Here is a 14,940-nt window from a genome sequence, read left to right on the forward strand (position 1 = left end):
ATATTTGATTGTTCTGGTAATTTTTAATGCGCAAATTTTATCCCAAGGCTAAATATATCCGCCTCAAGCGAATCACTTCTCTGGTAATGGTTGTATCTAAAATCGATGGTTTTTAGCCCCATAGATAATATTTTGAAGCCCTGCATAATATCTGTATACGATGCACCCATGCCATACTGGTGGCTGTCAAAAGAAGACAGGTCATAATCAGATGTGTAATATTTCTCGAAAGAGTAGTGCATGTCCTGTTTGGCAAAATACTTTGCGGCAACCTGTGTATAAAAACGGTACATAGGCATTATGCTAAAACCCCCTCCCAGTTTTACAGGCACTTCTATACTGGCAGTGTGCGATTGCAGCCCCCAGTCGTCGGTATAATAGCGGTAGTAGGTGCGCAGTACCATAAAGTCGTTAAGGTAGTAGTTAAGCCTTGCGCCAATGGGGAATTTGTATCGGGTATCCGGCAGGCGTTCCACATCATCGGCAAGCCTGAAGATGCCTTTATTATCTGCCGTATTGTAAACGGGTATATAGCGTGCCTGGCCTATGTAGTAGTTAGCCTTATCGGCAAAATACATTCTGTGGTATGGCGTAGAAAGTAACCCCTCCTGATACAGCACATCCAGGAATAAAGATAGTTGCAGCTTCTTAGTCAGTACCTGGGTAAAGCCAAAGGACACCGAATATGAATTTCTTTTTTTATTGCTGAATTCTTTAAAAGCCGATGGCAGGTAGTTAGAGCTTTCTACTCCGTTCTGGTCATAAATGGTAACACCATTAAAATAACCACGGGTTAAAAAGTTAAAACCATTTTGGGCATATTCATGCAGCTCTGTTGGGTAAATGGGTTTCCACTTATCAAGGTAAGCACTTGCTTTAAGGCTAACCTCGGTATTTTTTTCATTAAACAGCCTTGCAAGGCCTGCGCCAAAGCCAAACGACTGGTAATCGTACTCGTTAGAGCCCGAAACATTGGTATTCCATATCGTATTCCTGTCGTCAGAGCTATGGCTGTACACTACGCTCAATGTAGTAAGCACATCTTTTCTTGATGCTCCGGTAGACTGTATCCAGGGGCTGCCATAAGGGGCAGGGGTAGCTACCGGATTTTCGTAATCATCGTCATCATCGCCATCGCGGTTTGCAGCACCTGCTGCATAACGGCGGGATGCACCTGTATTGTTGGTATTGCTATACGTTCCGTCGGTAAAAAACGGATTGATGTTGCTTGAAGAAGCAGAGGTGTATGCAGAGAATCCGGCATCAAACGTAAGCACATCGTCGTCATTAAGCGGCACAGCCACAATAATGTCGGCTGCAACATCGGTAAGCTTCTCGGTACCAAGGCCACCACCTACAGCAGAGTGTATACCCTCCTGCTTGTAGTAACTGGAAAGCAGGTCTACCTCGATAGTTTCGAGTACGCGTTTTTTAAATACAACAGTAGTATCTGCCACAGGTTCCTGGGCAAATAACGGGCAACAGCATAAAAGCAGTAAAAGGGCAGGTAGTATTTTCATAACTTAGTTACAACCGCAGCCTCCGCCTGTTTTACCTCCGTTAGCGCCCGATGCGCCTTCGCGGTATACCTGAAAATTAGTTTCGTAACGCTCTGCCGGTTTTGCGCTAAGCGCCATATCGGGGTCGTTTATATATTGTTTTTTGTACTCCTTTACCGCCACACACGATTGCAGGCTAAGGGTGCCTAATAAAAGCAATAGTAATAGTATTTTCATGTACAGTTATTGTTTGTATTTTTTAAGGTCGATGTTTTTAGACGAAAATAGGGCACCTTCATCTGTAACAACAATGCATTTAAGTGCCGGGAACTGGTTAATAAGGCTCAGGCCAATATCTTTGCCCAGTACCATAATCGCGGTGCTGAAACCGTTTGCCATTTCGGCACTTGGCCCGGCCACTGTTACACTGCTTAACCCCGTTGCAGGGTAGCCCGTAACCGGATTTATTATATGCGTGTAGCGTTTGCCATTTAGCATTACATATTTTTCGTAACTGCCGGACGTTACTATGGCGCTTTCCTTATCAAGCGGGATCACGGCAAATACCTTGTTTTTATTTATAGGGTTGGTTATACCGGCAGTCCATGGCTTGCCATCGGGCTGTTTGCCCCAGGTATTCATATCGCCGGATGCATTTATAATGCCTGCAGTAACGCCTTTTTCCATCAGTAGTTCGCGGGTTTTATCGGCGGCATATCCTTTACCTATCGACCCGAAACCTATTTTCATACCCTCTTTTTTAAGAAAGATCGTTTGCTTTTCTTTATCCAGTATAATGTTCCCGTAACCTACCTTTTCAACCGACTTTTTTATGGCTTCCGCGGATGGCATTTCGGTCATCGATCCATCGTACTTCCATATCCTGTCCATTGCCGCAAAACTAATGTCAAAAGCTCCATCGGTAATTTTAGAGAAGTATAGTGCCCTTTCGGTAAGGTCAAATAATTCTTTATCTACTTCAACGGGCTGTATGCCTGCATATTTATTTACTATTGATACCTGCGTTTCCGGCCTCCATTCGCTTATAAGGTTTTCTATGCGGGTAATCTCAGTAACTGCAGAGTCTATGTAAGCTTCGGCAGTCTCTTTATCTTTAGCTACAATGGTAATATCAAAACGGCTGCCCATAAGCATAAGAGTACGTTTGCGCACTGTTTGCGCATTGCAAACAGTAAACACCACTACCATGAAAAGAAGCAATACGTTTTTCATTATCTTATTTTTCGAAAGAATGTAAAAGGGCTATATAAGCAGCAGGCGCAATGTTTTTATACCCGGTTTTGCCCAGGGCTTTACCGTTTTTATCCATTACTACCACAAGCGGAAAGTTGCCTTCTTTGTTGTATTTGTCAGATAACGACCCGTTTTGCTTTTGCAGTTCTTCGGGTAAGGCATTAACTTTCTTCTTTGGGAAATCGGCTTTAAGCAATACCCAGTTTGCCGCGGCTTCTTTTTTAAAATCGTCCGATGCCCAGATGTTCTTATCCAGCTTTATGCATGGTGCGCACCAGTCTGACCCCGAAAAAACGAGGATAATATTTTTATTCTCGTTTTGCGCGATAGCTTTAGCTTCGTCAAGGCTGGTTACCCAGTTTTGACTGTAGCTGTTTGCAAAACACAGCAATGCAGCAAGGAATATAAATTTTTTAAAAGCCTGCATTAGTATACTGTTTTTGTAGTAGATACAGCGTTGTTTGCATCGGTTACTTTTACAAACAATAATTGTCCTGTAGAGGCAAGGGCATCAAGCACATAATCGTTGTTGTTCACTAAAGTATTAAATACTTGTTTGCCCTGCACATCATATACAGTTATGTTGTTTATAGCTGTATTGGCTGATTTTACAGTCAGTTTGCCGGCATTATTGTAAACGATAACGCTATTATTAGCTTTAGTAACATTATCTGTAGAAAGTTGGCTTGTTATGCTTAGCCTTACGTTAGGGCGTTCCCAAACCGGACGCATTACAGATGCCGGGTCCCACGGGCTATTGCCTCCGCAGCCTATAGAACCATCGTTATATCCTGCCGACATTTTAGTACCCGATGCACTTGTGTACGTATATTGAGGCCTGCCCGATTCTATACAGGTAGAACCTACCGTTAATATGCTAAGGTTAGAGTTTGCAGTTAATGCAAATGGTGTTTGCAGGGTTACCTGCATCCAGCCTGTTTGGGAGTTATTAGGTAATGTACCGTCATAAACCAGCGTGTAACCGTTAAAGCCATCTCCTATGCTGTAATTTGCTGCAGCTACTGCGGCGGCTGTAGTATTTTTTAGGTATATTTTTACTGCTGGTGGTACAGTACTGTTGCCCGATGCTTTTTGGTACGCAAGGGTAGTTATATTGCCCGTAGCGTTTATCTCTGTAGCGGTATAAATACTTTCTGTAGCCGATGACTCATACCATGATGCGATAGGAGCAGATGTACCTGACCCCGACCCGGTGCCTACAGTTACTATAGTTTGTGCCTGCAAAGTTGTAGCAGTAAGCAGTAAAGTAAATGTGCAGTTAAGTAATTTTTTTATCATAGCAGGTTATGTAATGCGTGATTAAATAATCACATTATTTTTATTTAAACTGATTCTAAATTATTTTACAATATTAGGAAATGTTTTCCTACCAATCAAAAAATATTTTGGAAAAATTTAAGTAAATTTTAAGAAATGCAAAACAGCTCGGATTTAGAAAGTAAACTGAAGCGTAGTGTAGTACGTACGCGGGTCTGACGGTAAAATGCCCGGCCCAGGATACCCCGTTGCCCTGCGGGTAAAGTAATAATTATTGGTAAAATTGTTGATGCCGGCCTCCAGTTTAAAGCGCCTCCACTTGTAAGATGCCGAAAAATCAGCGACATAATAGGATGGTATCTCCCCAAAAATACCGTACGGATTTTCCTGAGAATTATCTGTTGGCGTGTTGCCGGCATCTGTAAACTGAGAGGATAAGTAAGTAAGCTGCAGGCTTGCTATAAAGTTTTTATAGCCTGCGGTAGTACCGGTTTTTAAATTAAGCAACGGTACAAACTCTACATCATTACCTTTTATGTCTACATCTGCAATTCTGCTTTTTAGGTATTGAGAGTTTGTAATAGCATTGTTTACAAATACATTCCACGAGAAAGATTCGTTTTCTTTAAAGAATGTTTTTGCAATATTCCAGTCGGCCATAATTTCCCAGCCGTAGGTAATCCCGGTGCCTATGTTTGTCCTGTAGCGCACGGGTGCACCGCCGCCGTTAGGGTTGCGTGCCTGAAACTCGCCAATCTTGTCATTATACATCAATGCATAAATGCTGGTATCAAACGAAAAGCGATCGTCTATTTTACCGCGCACCCCAACATCGGTTGTAAATCCTTTTTCGTCGGTAATGTTGGGGTCTACCACCACGCCAAGATTTGCCGTCCGGATATCGTTAAACGTAACCGATCGGTAGTTTTGCGATATGTTGCCATAAAATTCTGTGTTGGTCGTAGGCTTATAACTTAGGCCAATTCCCAGCAATATAAAGTTCCTGTTCTTTACTACATTTTCTTCGTGCCGTTCATCAAGCAGTACGTTGCCGGCGTTATCAAGATTTATCTGTCGGTAATAGCCTTCGGCCTGCGTGCGTATCGTTTCAAACCTAAAACCGGGTGTTACCGTAAATTTATTGGATAGCCTGAACAGGTTTTCCCCAAAAAACGAGAAATTTATATTAGGGTAGGTATAATCGCTCTGGCTCTTGTATAGTGGGAAGGTATTGTTGTCCTGATTAAAATCGGCACCGGTGCCACCGCTGCCGGGCCCCTGTGTTGCGGCATTACGTGCCTGATAATATTTAGCGCCTACCAGCAGGGCACTGGTATAATTCTTTATAGTATATTTTTGCAGATAGCGTGCCTCTGCACCCCAGTTTACAAATTTGCCGGTTATAAGGTCGCGTTCTGTATTGGGTACATCGGTACTAACTACGCGGTTTGCAAGAAAGCCCACCGTTTTCCTGCTGGCATCAAGGCCAAAGAGCTGCAACGAAAAATCTGACTGCTCTGTAAATTTATGCTTTAAGCGCAGGGCAAATAAATTCCAGTTAACGTCAAACCAGTTGCGGGTCCGGTTGCTCTGATACATATTTTGGTTAAATATATAATCGGTAAGTCCGCCGGGTTGTTTTGCAAGATAATCAAACAGCGTATAATCAAAATGCAGCGATGTTTTTGCCGTAAACTGGTAGTTCAGGTTGATGAAAAAATTCCTGCTGCTAAACGCCGAGTTAGCACGGAAACCATCGCCCTCTTTGTAATTAAAAAATGTATAATAGCTAAACTTGCCGTTTGTACCACTAACCGATGTAAAATTGGTAAGCAGCCCGTACGACCCTGCCGTTGCCCTTGTAACAACCTCTATGGGTTTTGCAGTGGGCAATTTTAATTTAAAATTTATAAGCCCGCCAAACTGTGTACCGTACTGCAATGATGCCGCACCGCGTATTACCTGAATTTCTTCTAATGCTTCGGTAGGAGGGGTGTAGTAACTTTCGGGGTAGCCTAAAACATCGGCACTCATATCATAACCGTTCTGGCGGGTATTAAAGTTAGAGGTTCGGTTAGGGTCCAGGCCACGGCCGCCTATGCTTAGCTGCAGCCCCCCGTTAGAATATTCGTTTATAGTAAGCCCCACTACCTGCGCAAATATCTGGCGTGCATTATTTACAGCTTTGTTGGCCATTACTTTATCGAGTACAATGACCTCTGTTTTTTTACCGGCATATATTGCAGTTTCCTCAATATCTTTAAGGTGGCTCAGCGCAAATAATTTGTCTTTTTCCTTTTGTATAACTACTTCATTAAGCTCTATAACCTTTTGTAAAACAATAGCTATATTACTTTGAGAAGATGAAATGGTTTGTTCCTGAAATAAATGCCCGTCTTTATAAAACGCTATCTGGTTATCGCCCTGTATAACGGTTATAGTAAAGCTGCCATCGCTACCTGTAGTAACGCGGCTATCTGTAGTGCGGTTTATAACCTCGGCCTGTGCCAGCTTTTCGCCATCGCTATTGGTTATCGTTCCCGTAATGGATTGAGCCATTCCTGAAACCGATAGTAATAACAGCAGGCAGCTAAAAACCTTTAATAGTATCCCGAAACGGCAGTATCCAGGTTTTATGCAAAAATGATTCATCTTGTTTAGCAAGGTTTACGTTTGGGTCTATATATAATGTACTCAGGCGGCCGTTAAGCGCTACATAGCTGCTTACCCGTACTTCGGGGTCATGCATGCCCTGTGCCTGGTAATGGTCATGTAAAAAATGGGCATACTCCAGTATAAAATCGGGTTGGAAAGACATCTGTTTTTCCTGAAACGGTGTAAGGAACTTGCTGTTATCTACCGTAAGCCCTTTTCCGGTTACAGGATCGGATACCATAAATTCGGCATAGCCTGCTTTTTCCATAAGCATAACGCGCCATGAAAAGCGAAAGCCTTCCTCTGCCCAGAACAATTCCTGCGGGTAAAACAGGTAGCGGAAAGGGAATGCCAGCTGCAGCAAAATGAAGGCAGCCAGGAAAGCAATCTTAAAATTGTAAAGGGGTGTATTGGCTGCAACTTTTATTCTGGCTTCCGCCGAAGGGTTGAATGGTAATTTTAAAAGCTGTGCAATGTAGCCCAACACTTTTATATGAAAACCGGCAGAGAAAAACAGTAACGACGCCACGATCATTACATACGGGAAAATACCTATAGGGAATAATATTTTTGTCAGGATATGAAAGATCACTACCAGTGCAAACCCCAACCAACGTGTGCGTTTGTAAAGCAGCAGGAACACAATACCAAGGTCGTAAACAGCGCCTGCATAGCTAAAGGTATAAGCCACCCATTGTTTAGTAAGCAACGGACCAATTACAGGCAGATCGGCATTGCCGGGCAGCCATATTTTAAGCGGCATGGCATTAATAAGCCAGTCGGTATTAAGCTTGGCAAGGCCGGCATAAAAGTATACTATGGCAAGTAGCAGCTTAAGTATATCGGTAGTCCAGCGCGGAATTTGAGTAAAAGCCTTATTTGGGTTTTTATAGGCATCTGCCGAAAAATAAGCATTAGCAGGTAAAAAAATCATTGCAAAACTTATTACCGATACAAAGTAATAATGGTTTAGGTACGTGGTCTTATCAAGAAGCTCGGTATAGGTAAACGTGAGGAAGAACAATATTATAGATAACCTGTATTTATAACCCACCGCTACCATAAGTGCCGATAGCCCACATACTATAAATGCTGCATAAGTAAACACGCCATAGGGTTTTACCCAGCTAAAACCATAGTAAGTAAAATGAAAAACAGGCTTTATGTAAAACTTATCTATCCAGCCATAGCTCATAAAACGAACAATGCCAAAAAACATCATAAGCCCAAACGCCAGCCTGAAAAAGGCCAGCGTAGCAGCATGAGTGTAAGTGTTTAAATATGCCCTTATGTGTAGCATGGTTTAGTCGCCATCGCCATCTACATAATCAATAGGAATATGCAGTGCGTTAAGCATGTCTACTTTTGTAAATATTACAACCTGCTGTACAGCATTGTAAGCATTTACGGCAGCAGTATTATCTGTAGTAATTTGTTGCGAGAGGTTATTGTTTAATCCGTTTACGGCTGTAATGGCAGCAGCATATTTACTGTTTATTACGCCACTAAGCGGTGTACTGCCGCCTGCACTTACAGCATCAAGATAGCCTTTAAGGCCCGGCCCTTCTGCACCGGTAGTAAAGTTTTTGCCGTTAAAAAAGTCCTGAGATGCTTTAATGGCATCAAGCAGTAATTCTTTACTAACGTCTTTTTTGTAAAATGCCTCCACTTTATCTGGGTAGGTAGTACCATTACTAAAAAGGCCGGCGGGTACGCCCAGTTTAGGGAAACGCACATCTTTTTCGTAATTTTTAATAAAATTATTGGTTGTCTGTCCTACTGCACCACTTATAGAGGTGGTGGTGTTTGCAATATATGTTGCACGGTAACCGCCATTCCAGTCGGCTACAATAGCATCGGCGGTAGTTTTAATGCGGGCAACCACATCGGTAACATATTTTTTGTAGCCTGTTGCACGGGCATTGGTAGTATAAAAAGAAACTATAGCATCATCTGTAGTGCCAAGGCCGTTTATTAAAAAATCTAATGCGGGAAAGCCCTGTTTGGCATACTGTACGGGCTGTGTAAGCACGTAGTTGCCCGATGCTATATTTGCAGTAATACCTGCGGCATCTGTAGGGAAGATGTTGGTAGATTCTATTAAGTAAAGTTCCGATGCTTTACCTATATCATGTATGCCTACATACTGGTATGCCTTATAAGCAGCAAGCCATGATGCCCTTAATGCTATTAGGTTTTCTGTAGTAGGGGTAGTTGTATAAGTAGCTGTTTTTTCGGATAATGCATTTACTTCAGCCTGGTAGTTTGTAAAAGCAGGTATAATAATATTATCTGCCCAGCCAGTTAGCAAAGCTGTCCTGTCGTAACTGCCGGATGTAACTGCTTCATTACTGTCGCCGGAGGAGCATCCTGCTGCAAATGCAATGACTGCAAACGCTATAAATAATTTTTTCATTGTAAAAATTTTGGCAAAAGTATGAAACATCATGTACTTATGTATATTAATTCTAAATAATTTTACCTTAGAGGCAAAATTTGGGAGTCTTTTATTTGGTCATGTATTAAAAGTTTCTAATTTTGCGTTGTTTTTAATAAATCTAAATAAGAAAACACAAAACCATGAAGAAAATTTCCCTTAGCCTAACGCTTCTTGCTGCAACCGGCTTGTTTGTGGCTGCATGTAGTGATGACGACAATAATAATATTACAAATAACGATGCTACAAAAGCTACAGTTGTAGAAAACTATGCTAACATTGTTTATGCAAATTATAAAGATGCTTATGATGATGCGGTAGAACTTAAAACTGCAATCAACGCTTTTACGGCAAGCCCTACAGATGCTAATTTTACTATTGCAAAAACAAAATGGAGAGAATCAAGAGAAACTTATGGTACTACAGAGGCTTTTCGTTTTGCTAATGGCCCCATTGATAACGAACTTGAGTATGATGCTCCGGAAGGGTTGCTTAACTCATGGCCGCTTGATGAAAATTATATTGATTATGTATTAAATACCGAAACGAATACAATAGAGAATGGCGGTATTATTAATAGGGCAGATTTATATCCTAACATTACTAAACAATTACTTGAAGAGCTTAACGGTGCAGAAAGTGAAGCAAGTGTAAGTGTGGGTTACCACGCTATAGAGTTTTTACTATGGGGCCAGGATTTAACGGCACCATCTGAAAATAAACCCGGACAAAGGGTTTATACTGATTATGTAGATAATGGTACTACAGCAGATAACGAAGGAAGAAGACGTGATTACCTTAATATTTGTGCAGATTTACTAATTGATAACCTTAATTATTTAGTGCAGGAATGGAAACCGGGTGGGTCTTACAGAACAACTTTTCTTGCCCTTGATAAAGATGTGGCCCTTGTAAATATATACCTTGGTATTGTAACATTGTCTGACTCTGAACTTCCTACAGAACGTATGACGGTTGCCCTGCTTAACCAAAGCCAGGAAGATGAGCATTCTTGCTTTAGCGATAATACCCACCGTGATATTGCACTTAACCTGCAAGGCATTATTAATGTTTACGAAGGTAAATATGGCAATATAGACGGGCCTTCTCTGCAAGACCTTGTTAAGGCTGCAAATAATGATATTTCGACTACTACAGATACATCCATAGCCGGTGCAAAAACTAAAGTTTCTGCAATATTAATACCGTTTGACTTAGCAATTGATGGTGGTGAAACATCTGTAGAAGGTGCTAAGGTAAAGGTTGCTGCACAGCAAATACGCACAATGTCTCAAAACTTCCTTGCCGGGGCATTTGCCCTTGGACTTGAAGTAAATCCGGCAGAATAATTTTTTTTAGCTTATAATAAAAGAGTGCCGTATATTTGCGGCACTCTTTTGTGTTTTTAATACCATGAATAAAAAACTGATTTCCTGCCTGTTAGTCCTGTCTTTTTATATTACGGGATGCAGCAAAAATGAAGATGAGTATGTGCCGCTAACTGCAGAAGAAGGTGAGCAATACTCCGGAGGGACATCAACTGTACGAAATGCCACCCAGGAGGCTTTTGGCTTTGCAAGTACCACATTAACATCTTCTCAGCAGGACGATTTTGGTGTAGGAAACTCATTGTTTCGCTTAAGTTGGGTTTCTGCACCATCATCTACCACCGCACGCGACGGGCTTGGGCCTTTTTATAATGCTACCTCATGTTCTAACTGTCATTTTAAAGATGGCCGCGGCCGCCCGCCTGCCTTTGATGGCGAATTTGGCAAGGGCCTGCTTTTGCGCCTTAGCATGCCGGGTATGGATGCTCATGGCGGCTCACTGCCAGATCCTGTTTATGGGCATCAGTTGCAGGACAATGCCATTATAGGCCCCGTTGTAAAAGGACATATAGGTATTACCTATCAAACCATTGTGGAAACCTTTGACGATGGTACTACTGTAAATTTACAAAAACCAATATATCGTATAGATAATTTAGGGTATGGCAACCTTGATAATGGAGTGCTGTTTTCGCCCCGTATAGCTAATCAGATTGTAGGACTTGGCCTTCTGGAGGCTGTGCCGCAGGCAACACTTTTAAGCTTTGCCGATGAGTTTGACAGTGATGGCAATGGTATATCCGGCCGTGCAAACTATGTGTATGATATAGAGAGTAATTCTTTAAAAATGGGACGTTTTGGCTGGAAAGCAAATCAGCCCAGTGTAAAGCAACAGGTTGCTGCAGCATTTTCCGGAGACTTAGGTATTACATCATATCTTTTTCCTAACGAACTATGCCCGCCCGGTGTTGATTGTGGCGCTATACCTAATGGTGGCAGCCCCGAAATTCCCGATCTTAATTTTAACCGTGTTGTACTTTACAGCCAGGTATTATCTGTGCCTATCAGGCGCAATTATAATGACCAGAATGTATTAAGGGGTAAGCAAATTTTTGGAGAGCTAAATTGCGTGGCCTGCCATATACCTAAAATGCAAACCGGTAACGACCATGTACTTACAGGCATGCGTAACCAAACCATTAGGCCATATACCGATTTGCTTTTGCATGATATGGGGACTGCCCTTGCAGATAATGCCCCTGATTTTCTTGCTACCGGCAGCGAGTGGCGCACCCCGCCATTATGGGGTATGGGGCTGGTTAGGGTTGTAAATGGGCATACCACGCTTATGCACGATGGGCGTGCCAGCAATGCTACCGAGGCTATACTATGGCATGGTGGCGAGGCAGAACAAGCTAAACAAAAATTTAAGAAACTATCGGCTAAAGACAGGGAAGACCTGTTGGCTTTCCTTAACTCACTATAATTAATGATCCCGGCAAACCAGCCGGGATTTATTTTTTATTGCAAAGCTTCTTTATATTCCGCTCACTCTTTACATCACCAAGTTTCAGCGCTGTATGTAAATCTTCGCAGCCTTCATCATTCAGCCCCATTTTAATTTTACTTATCCCACGATTGTTATAAGCCTCGGCATACTTAGGGTCTAAATCTATTGCGGCAGAATAGTCTCTTATAGCACCCTGAAAATTAAGCATGTAATTTTTACATATCCCGCGATTATTATAGGCATATACATTTTTAGGGTCAAGGTCTATAACCTTATCAAAGTCGCGTTCAGCTTCTTTAAGCAGGCTGAGGTCTAATTTTGCAAGGCCACGGTTGTACCATGCTTTTATATAATCAGGATTAATGTCTATAGTTTTATTATAATCTGTAATAGCTCCCTGAAGGTCAAAATAGTCCTGGCGCAGGCCGCCACGTTTATAATAATATTCGGCAGGGCTTGTTACAGAGTCATTTTCTTTATTGTAATTTTTAAGCGCCTTATTGTATTTCTTTAAAAGATTTGGGTCGCTTTTGTTAACTTGTGCGTAAGATATAAATGTGGTAAGCAACAGGATACAGGCAAAGGTTTTTATCATGGCATTGTAATTGTTATTACTAAATAAATAATTTAAACTCAAATGTAGTATAACTTGGTATGATTGCGTTTATTTGCCATAAAAACCTTACTTTTAATTTTATGAAATTAGCGTCGCTGTGTTTTCTGTTGCTTTTTATAAACCCTGTCCCGGAGTTGTCTACCCTTCGTGCACATTATGTTAGCGCAGCAACATCTCAGGTAAGCGCAGATGCCTTTTATAAAACCCTCGAAAACATAAACGAAAACCACGATAATCATACTATTTTAGCTTATAAAGCAGCATCTATAGTACTATTAGCCAAGTATGAAAGCGGCCTGTTTAGTAAAACACGCCTTTTTAACCGCGGTACCTCTTTATTAGAGCTTGCCATAAAAAAAGCACCCGATAATTATGAGGCTCGGCTTATTCGCCTTAACATACAGGATAATGTACCCTGGATAACCGGTTATACTGGAGATATTAAAGAAGATAAAGCATTCCTTATAAAAAATTATGCTTCTCAACCGGATGATTTAAAAGCGTTTACCAAAGCATACATCATGCAATGTGATGCTTTTAAGGCTAAAGAGAAAATAGCATTCAATTAACATTTATCATAAATATAATACATCAAATACAGCTTAGGCTGTATTTTTTTTGTCCCGTTTTGTCGTAAATGCAAATTCTCGGTAAGAGCCTGCAAATTCTAAATCAAAGCCGCCGTTGGCTTATATTTTTAATTTAGGGCCTTATGGTTAAATACTTTTGAGCAGGAAAATAAATAACCATGCGCAAAAAAGTCGTCATAATTACTATTGCTGTCGTACTGTTAGCCGGGGTCTGGCTGTACAAAGGCTACCTGTATAAAGAGGTAAGAAACATTAGCAAAGAAGCTCCGGCTTATACCCTTACGGCAGATGAGCTGGTAAGCCAATATACCAACAACCAGCAACAGGCAAATGCTGATTATTTAAATAAAACCATACAAATTACAGGGAATGTTACACAGGTTTCAGACTCTGTTGTAACTATCAATTCGCTAATTGTATGCTGTTTTGACGAAAAGCCTAATGCCCCGGCAAACTCTAAAATAATAACCATAAAGGGCAGGTGCATAGGCTATGACGAATTATTTAACGAAGTAAAACTGGATCAGTGTACTATTAAACCATAATGTAATATGAAGTTTTTTTTAAGCGCTTTTTGCTTTTTTCTTTCCGTGGCCATCTATGCCCAGGATGACCTACTCACCCAGCTGGACTCTACACAGGTACAGGACACTTATGCTACGGCAACCTTTAAGGGGCTACAAATTGTAACCTTGCAAACTACCAAGATGCCTGCTGCAAAAGAGTTTTATTTTTTAGTGTCGCACCGGTTTGGTACGGTTAAGAACGGTATCGATGAGTTTTTTGGGCTTGATGGTGCCACCACAAAACTTGGTGGTGTGTATGGTGTTACTAACTGGTTATCGCTAAGTGCATCACGTCATACTATGCTTAAAACCTACGAAACATCGGCTAAGGTAAGGCTGGTACGCCAAAATGCAAATTTCCCGGTAGACGTTGCAGCTTATGGTACGATTGATATTAATACACAGTTAGAAAAAGAGCAGTACCCCAAAATTACCTTTGGCGACAGGCTTACTTATGTGAGCCAGTTGCTTATATCGCGTAAGTTTTCAGAACGCTTTTCGCTGGAACTGGTGCCGTCTTACATACACCGCAACTTGTATAATCTCGCTTTAGAGAACGACAGGCAATTTTCTTTAGGTGCCGGCGGCAGGATGAAACTTACTAAAAGATTATCTGTAAATGTAGAATATGTTTACAATGCAGACCAGCCTGATTTTTATGTAAACCCTTTATCTGTAGGGTTAGATATAGAAACAGGAGGACATATTTTCCAGTTAATATTTACCAACTCGCAGTCTATGACAGAGAGTGGATACCTGACTAATGCAACCGGTAACTGGGGCAAAGGCGATTTTTTCTTTGGGTTTAATTTATACAGGGTTTTTTAAAGTTTATAATGATGAAGAAGTTTATATACATACCATTTTTTGCCATGGCTTTATACAGTTGCGATACACACACGTATGAAGATATAGAGGTGCCTGTAATTGTAGACGGCAGCGTAACCTACAACGCACAAATAAAAACAATAATAGATGCAAATTGTACCGGTTGCCACTCTCCCGGCAGTAACGCAGGCTTTAGGCCGCTTACCAATTATGCCGAGGTTAAAGATGCTGTACAAAACACCGATTTGCTGGACAGGATTCAACGGCAAAACGGCGAGCAGGGCATTATGCCTGCTACGGGGCGTATGTCTCAAAATAATATAGACCTGATATTGCAATGGAATGCCGACGGGCTTTTAGAAAATTAAATTAAGATTAC

The 14,940-nt window shown here is 41.4% G+C and carries 15 protein-coding genes; 6 read left to right on the forward strand and 9 right to left on the reverse strand.

The window, feature by feature from the left end:
- Window positions 1-23 precede the first annotated feature (23 nt).
- The 8 genes from F565_RS0110660 to F565_RS0110695 all read right to left on the reverse strand — a co-directional run bounded on the left by F565_RS0110660 (window position 24) and on the right by F565_RS0110695 (window position 9,102).
- Window positions 24-1,520, reverse strand: coding sequence for a DUF3570 domain-containing protein (locus F565_RS0110660; RefSeq protein ID WP_020213215.1), 1,497 nt, complete (start codon window positions 1,518-1,520; stop codon window positions 24-26).
- A 3-nt stretch (window positions 1,521-1,523) separates the two neighbouring features.
- Window positions 1,524-1,736 (reverse strand): DUF4266 domain-containing protein, encoded by a 213-nt coding sequence (locus tag F565_RS0110665; RefSeq protein WP_020213216.1) that lies wholly within the window; start codon window positions 1,734-1,736, stop codon window positions 1,524-1,526.
- Between the two features lie 6 nt (window positions 1,737-1,742).
- A complete protein-coding gene (locus F565_RS0110670) occupies window positions 1,743-2,732 on the reverse strand; it encodes an FAD:protein FMN transferase (protein WP_020213217.1) in 990 nt (329 codons plus the stop codon).
- Between the two features lie 4 nt (window positions 2,733-2,736).
- Window positions 2,737-3,180, reverse strand: a complete 444-nt coding sequence (locus tag F565_RS0110675) for a thioredoxin family protein (protein WP_020213218.1) — start codon at window positions 3,178-3,180, stop codon at window positions 2,737-2,739.
- Window positions 3,180-4,052 (reverse strand): hypothetical protein, encoded by an 873-nt coding sequence (locus F565_RS0110680; RefSeq protein ID WP_020213219.1) that lies wholly within the window; start codon window positions 4,050-4,052, stop codon window positions 3,180-3,182. Before F565_RS0110680 ends, F565_RS0110675 begins: the two co-directional genes overlap by 1 nt.
- Before the next feature lie 153 nt (window positions 4,053-4,205).
- Window positions 4,206-6,683 (reverse strand): TonB-dependent receptor domain-containing protein, encoded by a 2,478-nt coding sequence (locus F565_RS0110685; RefSeq protein WP_231559646.1) that lies wholly within the window; start codon window positions 6,681-6,683, stop codon window positions 4,206-4,208.
- A complete protein-coding gene (locus F565_RS0110690) occupies window positions 6,622-7,986 on the reverse strand; it encodes an HTTM domain-containing protein (RefSeq protein WP_020213221.1) in 1,365 nt (454 codons plus the stop codon). The genes F565_RS0110685 and F565_RS0110690 overlap by 62 nt, the downstream gene beginning before the upstream one ends.
- A 3-nt stretch (window positions 7,987-7,989) precedes the next feature.
- Entirely contained in the window at window positions 7,990-9,102 is a 1,113-nt protein-coding gene (locus tag F565_RS0110695; protein WP_026299998.1) for an imelysin family protein, read from the reverse strand.
- Window positions 9,103-9,266: 164 nt separating this feature from the next.
- Here F565_RS0110695 and F565_RS0110705 point away from each other — a divergent pair, with 164 nt between their 5' ends.
- Both F565_RS0110705 and F565_RS0110710 read left to right on the forward strand, forming a co-directional pair.
- On the forward strand, window positions 9,267-10,472 hold the full coding sequence (locus F565_RS0110705) for an imelysin family protein (protein WP_020213224.1): 1,206 nt from the start codon (window positions 9,267-9,269) through the stop codon (window positions 10,470-10,472).
- A 64-nt stretch (window positions 10,473-10,536) separates the two neighbouring features.
- Window positions 10,537-11,937, forward strand: coding sequence for a di-heme oxidoreductase family protein (locus F565_RS0110710; protein WP_020213225.1), 1,401 nt, complete (start codon window positions 10,537-10,539; stop codon window positions 11,935-11,937).
- Between the two features lie 28 nt (window positions 11,938-11,965).
- Here the strand turns inward: F565_RS0110710 and F565_RS21475 are convergent, their stop codons facing one another.
- Entirely contained in the window at window positions 11,966-12,556 is a 591-nt protein-coding gene (locus tag F565_RS21475; protein ID WP_020213226.1) for a tetratricopeptide repeat protein, read from the reverse strand.
- A gap of 101 nt (window positions 12,557-12,657) precedes the next feature.
- Between F565_RS21475 and F565_RS0110720 the strand changes: the two genes are divergently transcribed.
- The 4 genes from F565_RS0110720 to F565_RS0110735 all read left to right on the forward strand — a co-directional run bounded on the left by F565_RS0110720 (window position 12,658) and on the right by F565_RS0110735 (window position 14,929).
- Window positions 12,658-13,146: a hypothetical protein gene (locus tag F565_RS0110720; protein ID WP_026299999.1), complete on the forward strand. Its 489-nt coding sequence runs from the start codon at window positions 12,658-12,660 to the stop codon at window positions 13,144-13,146.
- Window positions 13,147-13,325: 179 nt separating this feature from the next.
- Complete coding sequence (locus F565_RS0110725; protein ID WP_020213228.1) at window positions 13,326-13,712, forward strand: OB-fold protein; 387 nt, start codon at window positions 13,326-13,328, stop codon at window positions 13,710-13,712.
- Between the two features lie 6 nt (window positions 13,713-13,718).
- On the forward strand, window positions 13,719-14,561 hold the full coding sequence (locus F565_RS0110730; protein WP_026300000.1) for a DUF5777 family beta-barrel protein: 843 nt from the start codon (window positions 13,719-13,721) through the stop codon (window positions 14,559-14,561).
- Window positions 14,562-14,569: 8 nt separating this feature from the next.
- Entirely contained in the window at window positions 14,570-14,929 is a 360-nt protein-coding gene (locus F565_RS0110735; RefSeq protein WP_231559647.1) for a cytochrome c, read from the forward strand.
- The last annotated feature ends 11 nt before the right edge of the window (window positions 14,930-14,940 follow it).

Origin of the sequence: Flavobacterium rivuli WB 3.3-2 = DSM 21788, from assembly GCF_000378485.1 — a bacterium.
In the GTDB taxonomy this organism is placed as follows: domain Bacteria; phylum Bacteroidota; class Bacteroidia; order Flavobacteriales; family Flavobacteriaceae; genus Flavobacterium; species Flavobacterium rivuli.